Source organism: Brevibacillus sp. NRS-1366 (genome assembly GCF_050467985.1).
The window spans coordinates 36,425-43,594 of sequence record NZ_JBITPN010000043.1 but is presented as its reverse complement, the minus strand read 5'-3'; the positions used below and the strand labels follow the sequence as shown (position 1 = coordinate 43,594).

At 36.5% G+C, this 7,170-nt stretch carries 1 protein-coding gene and 1 pseudogene; both read right to left on the bottom strand.

Going from position 1 to position 7,170, the window contains the following annotated elements; genetic code table 11:
- Positions 1–433 (bottom strand): annotated as a pseudogene (locus ACIFQN_RS27600) (hypothetical protein); the annotation flags it as partial.
- Positions 434–465: 32 nt separating this feature from the next.
- A complete protein-coding gene (locus ACIFQN_RS27595; protein WP_429836251.1) occupies positions 466–7,098 on the bottom strand; it encodes a phage tail tape measure protein in 6,633 nt (2,210 codons plus the stop codon).
- Between the last annotated feature and the right edge of the window lie 72 nt (positions 7,099–7,170).

Sequence of the window (7,170 nt, the reverse complement as noted above, 5' to 3'; positions counted from 1 at the left end):
CTTCATCATACAGCAATGCTTGCCATGATCGGATTAGAATTCCTTCCTTTTGCGAATAATTTGCTGTAAACATATATGAAGGGGCTGCCACTGTAGGTATTTGATTAACCGTTATTGTTGGCCTAGATGATGTCTGAAAAACGTGGAAGTCACTTGCAATTGATTTATTAGCCTCGTTATAAATAATGACTTGCCATTTATACTCTTTTCCATTTGTAAGCGTAGAAGAGGGGAGGCTATATTTTAAGGAGTAGCTTGATGTTTTAGGGAGTGACCAAGATAGGGTGTTATTTGTATTGTCGTATATTTTAATTTCAAATGCGGTTTGAATATCACCTGAAACAGACCAAGAAATAACATTATTTTCTTTCGCATCAACTGCTACGCCACCAGTAGGAATAAGATTGTAGGGTTTTTGAAGTATTGTGTTCACCTCCAAATAAACCAGAGAAATCAATCTCTGGTTTATTTTTTCCTTGCATTAATGATATTGTCTAAGCCTCTGAATAGCTGCATTGGATTGTCTGCTTTGACTGTTACATCGCCAAAGTTATAATGCGTATCTTGACTCACAACAGCAGGCGTTGTATTTCTACCACTAACCATACTTGACACTTGATTAGCAAAATTCTGCATTGCAGGAATAAAATTTTGAGCTATATTCTTAGGCGGGATTTGCAATTCTCCAATTAATGACTTGATAACCGTTTCATTGGGCTTAGCATTGAATATCTTGTTTGCTAACTGAGTAGCCTTGGATGGTGTCTTTTCTCCAACAATGCCACCTACATGCTTCTCTCTCAGCCTACCAGAACCTTTAGATGGGGAAGAGATATCAATATTTGAAACCTGCTCAGCTAATTTCTTAATATCTCTTGCTAAAAGACCTAGATCCCATGCACTCTCAGCAAAATGCTCAATATTTTCATCTAGTCGTTTAGCTAATTTATCGATCTTCTCTCCAATATCATCATTGAGTCTATCAAGTTGCACTTCAAGACCAGATATATAAGCTTCATATGCCTGTATTTCTGCTTCATGGATCGCTTTTAACTGCTCAAGACGAGAGTTTTGGAATTGAATTTCTTTATTAAACGATTTCTCAAGATCGGAGATATGTTTGTTGATGTTGCTCAGCAACTTGTCTTGAAGAACCTTGTTCTGATTGAGATAGAAATTAAGTTGAGCAATTTCCCTATCATGAGTTTCCTTTAGCCTTCCCAAATCAGACTCTAGAACCTCAATAGTAGATTCCAGTTGAGTAATCTGTTTATCTCTTAATTCTTCAAGTCGTTTAATCTCATCTTCAATTTGTTTACGCTCATCATTGCGCTGAGTCTCTTTATCGAAATCAGCAAGTTGTTGCTCAAGTTCAGCAACTTTACCTTTATCGTAGGTGAGTTCAACTTGACCATCTTTATTAATGATTTCATGGCGTTTGTCATTGCGAACATTTTCAAGTTCCTGAAGAAGCTTAGTACGTTGGATTAGACGATCTTCCCGTTCAATCTGCTCATCTAACAGATCAAGTTTGTGTTTTTGTGCTTTAATCTGATCATCATAAAGATTCTTTGTCGTTTCAATTTGTTTCTTTACTTGATCAATTTGTCCCTTAAGAAGTTCCTCTTGACGTTTATAGACAGTTTCACGCTCTTGGATTTCTTCTTTGATTTTCTTTTCTTCATCGCGAAGATCCTTAAGCATTTCAACTTCTTTTTCAATGGATTCTTGTATTTTTTTTCTTGCTTCAAGAGCAGCCTTATCCAGAGTCTCAAGCTCTTTTTTCAGCTTGATGTATTCTTTTGTATCAGTCTTACCTTTTGTCTCAAGATCAGAGATTTTCGCTCTGATTTCTTCTTGTTTTTCAAAGATAGTGTTCTGCTCTTCAATTTTTTTGTTCAATTCAGCGATGTTCTTATAGTCAGTCACGATATCTTGAGTAATATCGCCTACATCACTAGAAACATCGCCAACTACGGTAGCATTGTCTAAATCAAGAACAATATCATCAATAACGATTTTCCCTGATTGACCAAGGTCAACAAGATCATCTTTGATTTTCTCCCAATCGATCTCAATAGGGACATCCAGTGAGTTTTGGAGATTAGAAATAATTTTATCTCTTTGCTTCTCAATTAGAGAAATCTGATGTTCAAGAGACTTTTCAATTTGGTCATATTGTAGCCTCTTTTGTTCAAGGAGTTTATTTGTTTCCTTGATGTCTTTTTTGATAGTGGATGCATACTTAGCTTCATCTCGAATGGCATTAGCTAGATCACTTTTAGTGCCACCTTGTTTAAAGAGGTCTTCAGTTTCCTTATTAACAGTCTCAAGATTCTTTGTGTACTTATTTATTAACTTCTCAAGTTCCTCAAAGGAGTCAATTGACTTAATCTTAGGGTCAATTACAAACTCGCCATTAAGATTCTTTAAATTATTTAACGCAGATGTAATTTTGGTTTTTATGGAAGTAGAGTCAAACTCTATATCCTTTGTGTTAACTAGCTTCTTTAAAGAGTCAAGAATTTCATCTCTTAACTCCTGTGCCCTTTTAACTTCTTTCGCAACATCTTTGTCCCATTGTTCATTAATTCGTTGCACCCGCAGAGCTTGATTTTCTCTAAGTGCATTGTTGTAGCCAATTTGAGCTGCTTGAAGATTACGGAGTTGATTGGAAAGGTCTTTATAGTCCTTGGATTCTTTCGGGAGACTAGCCATCTTTTGTTTAGTTTGGCTAATCATAGCTTCATTGATTGCCATTTGTTCCCTTAGAATTCCATTTTGATTTGACAACTCACCTTCCCAAGCTTTACTTCCTTCAGCCATAGAATCCATGCGGTCTTTAGATCTTTGAAGTTCATCATTAAGAAACTCAATCTTATTTTGCTGTTCTTCGATTTGTGAATTAAACTTAGCGAGTTTCTTATCACTAAGTTCTTTATTAACGCCTCTAAGTGCATCCTTCATCTGTTGAAGAGCATTGTTGTATTCTCTGCCCTTTGATGAGTTTAGACCATATTGTTTAACAAGATCTTCATGGTATGCAATTTGTTCTTGAATAGTAAACTTCTTAGCTTCATTTAGCGAGATATCTGTTTCTAATCCATCTCTATATTCTTTAGAAGCCGAGTTCAAACTTTCAAGTGTATCTTTATTCTCTTCAAGAGCATTATCAATTTCTTGCAGGTCTTTTGCAAATCCAGCAATAGTTGACTTTTCACTTTTGGAAAACACTTCTTCCAAGTCGCCTTTTAAATTGGCAATTTCTTTTCTAAGGTCTTCGGCTCTCTTGAACGATTCATCAGAATCCTTTGTAGATCCACCAACCTTATTAGACTTTCCACCAATACGCTGTGTCTTTTCTACAGTTGCTAATTCTTGTTGTTTAAGTGTAATAATCTTCTCAAGCTCTTTACGCTCATCAGCCAAACTTTGACGATATTGAACAGAGTTTTCAGTCCACTTTGATTGCTCTTGTCGAATACGTGCTAGTTCATTTTCTGCCTGAATTAATTTCTTGGCCTCTTCAGTGATAGGTGTGTATTCAGACTTGGTTTTTGAACCGCTTTTGGACTTTACGCCAACATCTTTTAAGGCAGCTTTGGCAAATTCAATATTTCTTTTATTCTCATCAAGCGCACTTTGTAAGTCATTAACTTGTCCAATTGCCGAACCAAGAGCTACAGCTTCACCATACGATTTAGCGTTTTGAAGACCAGTTGCTAACTTTTGTCTAGCAGTATTTAGGTCATCAAGTTGTTTAATTTCAACCCCATACATTGTTAACTTAGAAATTAATGCTGACTGCATGTTCTGTAATTCCTGTTGTTGCAATTGCAGTCCTTTTTCATGAGCTGCTATTTTCTCATCTCTAAGTTTTCTTACAAGGTCTGTGTTGATCTTTACTACGCCATTTTCAACGGAAATTGCTTTAGCTAGCTCTGCTTCTTTTTGAATTAATTCGTATGCTTCACTTGCAGATAATGATTTACCTTCTGCAACTTCTTGAAGTAGAACGTTTAATGGCTCGACCTGCTTGGCAGTTTCCTCAAATGATTTCTGTAAGCCTGCTTGTGCACTAGTTAGCTCAGCAAGTGGATTGACTGCTTTATTTGTCGCAGCATCTATTTGATGTAGCGCATTAATGAATTTCTGGGTCTCTTCTGGTGTTCTACCAAACTCAGCAAGTAATTGTTTAATACCTGTTTCAATGGATTTAAACGCTTTTGCTTTTTCTTCCGACCCTATGCTCTTATCCTCATTGAAGTTTTGGAGAGTTTTGATATAGGTATTGAGCTGATCAAACTTCGCTTGCTGTTCAGCAAAGTTCATTCCTGAGAAGTCAATTGATGAAATTACATCATCAACGATTTTCTTGTATTCATCACCCAGTTTGATTCCTGAAACTTCACGTTGAATATTTTGAAGGTCTTTTACATTTGAACCTAATTCACTCTTGAGTTTATTTAACTCTGTTTGAGCTTCTCCAACTTGAAAGTCAAGTTTTAACTTAAGTTCTAAATCTCCATTTTTTTTCGAGTCTTTGACTTGTTGCTTTAGCTCGTTAATTCTCGTTTGCTGTTCAGCTATTTTCTGTAGCTTTTGTGCATAATCATCAGATGCATTTTGTGCTCTACGCTCTTTTTCAGTTTCATAAATCTCTTTAGCAAGTTTAAGTTCTTCTTCCAGAGCATCACTGGACTTTAAGACAACCTGCCCTTTTTGATCATAGGAATCGATGAGAATGGGAACAAGCTTGGCAAGCTTTGTTTGAACATCAAGATACTCTTTTTCTTGATTTACATTCAGATTATCTTTATTTTTACTTAATTCCTTATATCTTTCAGATAACTTTTCTAACTCCTCAAGATTGGTTGAATACGTCTTTAGAATAGTATCTGCTTGATTTTGTATACGTTTCTCAAACGCTGCCTCGTCACCAAAATCTTTGAGGAAATCAATGCCCATTTTAGAACTTTGAACATATGGAAGAGTAGAAAATGCACTGAAGATTGCCGAGGATAAAGAGTTTGAATCATCTGTTGCCCTATTCATAGCCTCAGATAAATTAGTTAATAAAGTAACGGCTCCGTTAATGGCACTAGACTCAAGGAAGGTCTGGTATAGACCTTCGACACTGGCTTTTAGTTTATCTACTTTTGCAGCAGTACCTTCTTGATAAAGTTCAAATTTCTCATGGGCAATTCCTGCTGAATCTAATGACTCTTTATACAGTTCAACAGTTTCACCATAACCCTCCATTAAATTGAGGAATCGAGCTTGCTGATAAGAACCAGCAACTGTAGTTGCGACATAGGCCTTTTGTCGATTAGACAGCGTATCCCATTTGCCACCAAGTTCATCCATCACAGTGCCAAAGTTTCTAAAATTACCTTCTGAGTCTACAAGTTGAATACCTACTTCAGCAAGTGCTTTTGCTACTTGATTAACTTTGGTTCCATCTTCAGAATCAAAGCCGTTTTCCTTAAGAGACTGAACACGAGCAATGATCGATTTAATACTGTTACCAATCGTGTACGCTGATTCCCTAGTTCGCGAAGACACAACGGCAATCCAACTAGAAACCTTTTCGAATTCAATGCCAATTGCTCCAGCAGTACCACCTACACGTTGCATCGCTTTACCAATTTCATCAGCGCCAGTAGCAGTTGCATCGCCCATGTAACTAAACACATCAGCAGCACGCTCAGCAGTAACGCCCATGCTGTTGATGGAGGCAGTCATGATTTCAACCGACTCATTGAAGGAGAGATTAGAAATCTTGGCGTACTCTGTAATTGTACGCATACGTGCAAATACTTCACCTTGAGAGAGGCCCTGTCTTGCAAGTTCAGCTGCACCCTTAGCAAGTTCATTGGTGGTGATAGACATCTCAACACCAATTTTTTGCATTTCTTTACCATAGCCTGCAACTTCACTCTGACTCTTCATGTAGACAATTGATAAATCCGTCATGGATTTATTTAGCTCATTTACATGACTAATTCCGTTTTGAAGAACGTTAAAAAATCCATAAAATACACTACTTGCAGCCATCCACAAACCGAATTTTGGCAGCGCATTACCAAATGCCTGCCCAAATGAAGCACCTTCTTTGCTAGCTTCTTTAGCATTGGATGATATCTGCCTAAAAGAGGTGTTTAAATCTTGCATTTTCTGCTTTAGATTTGGCATCGATGTATTTAACTGATTTACATTGTTTAGCCAACTTTGCGTTGCAGATTGATCGACTTTATATCCATATGTACTTCTTAAATCTTGCAATTTCATTTTAGCTATTTCTTTGTATGTCGCAAGACGTCTTTCGAGTACTGCATTATTTGCAACTTCTTGCTGTCTCGCTTTTTGCTGATCGCTATTCACCTTTTGTTGGGCACTAGTTACCTTGAGTGTTTCTTTTTGAGTGTTTAGCAATTGCTGATATTTTTGCTTCGCATTTTCAATATCTTTAACTGTTGAACTTAGATTGATCGCTTTTCCTAAGTCACCGAGTTGACTTTTTGAAAGTGCTCCAACTTGTGCTAGCTCTCTGGCTAAGGTACGTAACTCTTCTTTTTGCTGTCTTATTTGAGCTAATACTTTGTTGGTTGTATCAGTCGTTTTTATATTATTCAGTTGAAAAAGATTATTTAATTTTGCACCTTCTGCTACATGGATTAAATCGAACTTTAATTTCTCAACTATCCCATCAGCCTTTTTAACTTCTAAAGTAAAATCCCTTAGCTTTCCTGTGAGTGGATTAAAATTCTTATCAACTTTAACCTGACCAAATTTCTGATACTCTTTTACAGCATCTTGAACAGTATGGAATACTTTTTGAGTTCCTTGATTAAACTTTGCGATTTCCTTTTCATCAAAAATCCTAATCTTATTAGTTCCAAGCAATGATTGCATCTGCTTAATCTGAGACTGTAACTCGTTGAGAACTTTAGGGTCAATTTTCGCATTCAAGTTAAGTGTTTTAAGTTGTGCAGACTTTTCCAATGCCTTGGTTTGAGTGTTAAGGTTTGAAATTGTGCGACCAACATTTAATTGACCAGTAAGTTCAATAGAAAGATTATGTTGCCCATTTGACATGTTATCACTTCCTTCTAAATAGAAAAAACCACCCAATAATTGAGTGGTTAACAGAAATATATTAAATTGATC

What these genes read in the sequence shown, in the direction of transcription:
- ACIFQN_RS27595 (WP_429836251.1), bottom strand. Translation starts at nt 7,098, where the DNA reads ATGTCAAATGGGCAACATAATCTTTCTATTGAACTTACTGGTCAATTA.